Annotated in this window: 3 protein-coding genes; 2 read left to right on the top strand and 1 reads right to left on the bottom strand. The window is 66.1% G+C overall.

Annotation, left to right across the window (positions count from 1 at the left end):
* A partial coding sequence (locus tag P409_RS31730) for an MFS transporter (RefSeq protein ID WP_052121632.1) occupies positions 1-1,052 on the bottom strand: 1,052 nt, incomplete at its 3' end.
* 462 nt (positions 1,053-1,514) lie between these two features.
* Between P409_RS31730 and P409_RS31725 the strand changes: the two genes are divergently transcribed.
* Both P409_RS31725 and P409_RS31720 read left to right on the top strand, forming a co-directional pair.
* Entirely contained in the window at positions 1,515-2,252 is a 738-nt protein-coding gene (locus P409_RS31725) for an RNA polymerase sigma factor (protein ID WP_202964870.1), read from the top strand.
* A gap of 16 nt (positions 2,253-2,268) precedes the next feature.
* Positions 2,269-2,493: RebB family R body protein (locus tag P409_RS31720; protein ID WP_034847967.1), on the top strand; the 225-nt coding region annotated here is incomplete at its 3' end.

Genomic DNA, 2,493 nt, shown 5'->3' with positions numbered 1-2,493 from the left:
AGCGCGGCCAGGCACGCCATGCCGGCCAGGGCCAGCACCGGGCTGGCCAGGATGGCGCGGCCGGCCGCGCCCCCGCCGGCGCCGGAGCTGGTGATCGACCCCGCCGACCAGCCGGCCGACATCAGCGCCGCGAGATAGCCGGAGACCAGCGGCGTCTGCTGGTGCAGCACCTGCAGGAACAGCGGGATGAAGATCTCGGTGCCGGTCACCGTCACCGTCAGCAGGGACATCACCACGAACAGGCGGCTGAGCGGCGTCGACAGCCGGAAGATGTCGCGCGGCAGCAGCCGGGTGCGGGCCCGGCGCTCCACCCCGATCAGCGCCGCCATCAGCACCAGGGCGACGGCCAGGCCGGCGATGCCGATGCGGATGTCGGCCGAGACGCTGCCGGCGGAAACGACCAGGACGGCGGCGGTGAGCAGGACGAGCTGGAGCAGGGGCAGCGCGGCGCGGTCGTCGGCCTCGCCGCGCTTCGGCAGCACCGAGGCGGCCAGCAGCGAGAACAGCACCGCCAGCGGCGCCGCGCACCAGAAGGCGGCGCGCCACACCCCCAGCTCGGCGAAGATGCCGCCGATCGCCGGGCCCAGCAGAGTCGCCACGCCCCACATGGCCGAGACGAGCCCCATGCCGCGGGACCACAGCGACTCGGGCAGGATCAGCCGGATCATGGCGTAGGACAGAGCCAGCATGAAGCCGCCGCCCAGCCCCTGCACCAGGCGGCCCAGCAGCAGCACCGGCATGGTCGGGGCCAGGCCGCAGGCCATGGCGCCGACGGCGAAGGTCAGAGCCGCGGCGACATAGGCGCCGCGCGGCCCCAGCGCCGACAGCAGCCGCGGCGACAGCGCCGCGCCGAGGATCGAGGCCGCCACGAACAGCGTCGTGTTCCAGGCATAATAGTCCAGCCCGCCGATATCCTTGACCACCGAGGGCAGGATGGTGATGGCGATGTAGACGCTGACGGCGTGCAGCGCCGTCCCGCCGGCCAGGGCCAGCGAGCGGATGGCATTGGCGCCCGAGAACAGCGCCCTCCAACCTGGCTCCGGCTTCGACATGGAACGTCTCCTCAGATTCGCGGCCCCCGCTCGATGGCGGGTATTCCAAGTTATTTCTTCGTTTATTAACGGAGCCCTTCCGGATTAGTCAAGCTGCTGCTTGGCAAACCGAGGGGCGGAGCCTTGGAGGCGGACCCGGCCAACCGCAGGACTCGATCTTTCGCCAGCCGCGACCGCATTCGAGTCCTGGATCTGGCGGGCCGGCCCTCGCCCCGGGTCGTTGTGGAGTTGCGGCTGCCGATGGAGTTCTCGACCAGTCCACTGCCGATGGTCCCTTGGGAACGCCACCTCTATGTTCAGCCCACGCTGTCTTCGCCGGGAGATGAACAGTCGTTCACATCCTCGGCATGAACTTTCTTTAAATTGAATCGATATCTCGCTGAAGATTTTGTGTGATTCGCAAAACTACTTATATTCAGGATCAAAAATTTCCTAAAATATAATCAATTTCTGGAATTTATATTGCGAATCTCCGAGCCGTTTTCACAAACAGCCGGCTCCCGCGTCGATCCCTCCGAATTCCAGGCCTTCGGGCCCTCGGACATTTCAGGAGGGATTATGACCGACCGTGACGGCGTATCGCCGGACGGCATGGGCGCGGCTGCGCCGGATATTTGGGACAGCTGGATCAGCAACACCACCATTCTTCGCCGGCGCGCCATCCGTCTGACCAATGGCAATATCGACGACGCCGAGGAAATATTGTCCTCGACCATCATCAAGACCGTCAGCCATGTCCGCCGGCACCAGACGGTCATTCGCGAGCCGCGGGCGTTCTTTCTCTTTGCCCTGAACAACGAGTTCATCAGCCATTGCCGGCGGCGGCGGAACGAGCGGCAGATCCACGATTTCCACGTCGATGTCTATGCCGACCATTTCGACCCGCCGGCGGATGACGGGCCGGACCCGGAGCGGGTGCTGCCGCTGCAGGAGACGCTGAAGACCGTGCTCGATGCGGTGGAAGGCTTGTCCCCCTCCTATCGAATCCTGTTCCGCATGCGCTTCTGCGAGGAGCGGTCCTACAAGGACATCGCCGAATCCTTGAACATCTCGCAGCCGCTCGCCCGCAAGCGGGTCCAGTTCCTGCGCGAGCGGCTGCGCGACGCGGCGGCGGAGGCGCATCGGCGGCCCCCCCGGAAAAATGGTTCACACCGGCTGAGGCCGGACGTCTCTAAGGGCACCAAGGCTTCCACGGCATGAACGGCAGGGCAGGACCATGGCTGACACCGTCAATCCCCAGATCACCGATGCGGTCACCCAGACCAACGTCAAGGTCGTGGCGGAGGCTCCGGCCCAGGCCATCGCCGCGCTGTACCAGGTGGTCAGCCACGCGTCCGGCCTGTCGGTCCAGAACGCGGTGCAGAGCCAGCAGGCGATGAACCAGATCACCACGGCCATCGTCTCCAAGGCCTGCCAGCTGATCATGGACGTGGCGGCGAAG

Source organism: Inquilinus limosus MP06, from assembly GCF_000767795.1.
GTDB classification, from domain to species: domain Bacteria; phylum Pseudomonadota; class Alphaproteobacteria; order DSM-16000; family Inquilinaceae; genus Inquilinus; species Inquilinus limosus_E.
The sequence above is the reverse complement of the archived record's forward strand: the minus strand, read 5'-3'. Positions and strand labels throughout refer to the sequence as shown.